Source organism: Roseomonas sp. TAS13, from assembly GCF_001950415.1.
Taxonomy (GTDB): domain Bacteria; phylum Pseudomonadota; class Alphaproteobacteria; order Acetobacterales; family Acetobacteraceae; genus Roseomonas; species Roseomonas mucosa.
The window spans coordinates 1-1,108 of record NZ_BDLP01000686.1 but is presented as its reverse complement, the minus strand read 5'-3'; the positions used below and the strand labels follow the sequence as shown (position 1 = coordinate 1,108).

The 1,108-nt window shown below is 67.9% G+C and carries 1 protein-coding gene; it reads left to right on the top strand.

Annotated elements, in window-relative coordinates:
* A partial coding sequence (gene tuf, locus ROTAS13_RS24840) for an elongation factor Tu (RefSeq protein WP_075823693.1) occupies positions 1-1,108 on the top strand: 1,108 nt, incomplete at both ends.

The window sequence follows — 1,108 nt, the reverse complement described above, 5'->3', positions numbered from 1 at the left end:
TCGCTGACGGCGGCGATCACGAAGGTGCTGGCGAAGTCTGGTGGGGCGTCGTTCACGGCGTACGACCAGATCGACAAGGCGCCGGAGGAGCGTGCGCGCGGGATCACGATCTCGACGGCGCATGTGGAGTACGAGACGGCGAACCGGCACTACGCGCACGTGGACTGCCCTGGCCACGCCGACTACGTGAAGAACATGATCACGGGTGCGGCGCAGATGGACGGCGCGATCCTGGTGGTGTCGGCGGCGGACGGTCCGATGCCGCAGACGCGCGAGCACATCCTGCTGGCGCGCCAGGTGGGCGTTCCGGCGCTGGTGGTGTTCCTGAACAAGATGGACCTGGCGGACCCCGACCTGGTGGAGCTGGTGGAGATGGAGGTGCGCGAGCTGCTGTCCTCCTACCAGTTCCCGGGCGACGACATTCCCATCGTGAAGGGCTCTGCGGTGGCGGCGCTGGAGGACAAGACGCCCGAGATCGGCGAGCAGGCGATCCTGCAGCTGATGGCGGAGGTGGACCGCTACATCCCGCAGCCGGAGCGTCCGAAGGACCTGCCGTTCCTGATGCCGATCGAGGACGTGTTCTCGATCTCGGGCCGCGGCACGGTGGTGACGGGGCGCGTGGAGCGTGGCATCGTGAAGGTGGGCGAGGAAGTCGAGATCGTGGGCCTGAAGGACACGGTCAAGACGACGGTGACGGGCGTGGAGATGTTCCGCAAGCTGCTGGACAGCGGCGAGGCGGGGGACAACATCGGCGCGCTGCTGCGCGGCACGAAGCGTGAGGACGTGGAGCGCGGGCAGGTGCTGGCCAAGCCGGGCTCGATCACGCCGCACACGCGCTTCAAGGCCGAGGCCTACATCCTGACCAAGGAAGAGGGCGGCCGGCACACGCCGTTCTTCACGAACTACCGTCCGCAGTTCTACTTCCGCACGACCGACGTGACGGGCGTGGTGAAGCTGCCGGAAGGCGTGGAGATGGTGATGCCGGGCGACAACGTGGCGATGGATGTCGAGCTGATCGCGCCGATCGCCATGGACCAGGGCCTGCGCTTCGCCATCCGCGAGGGCGGCCGCACCGTCGGCGCCGGCGTCGTCGCCTCCATCGAGAAGT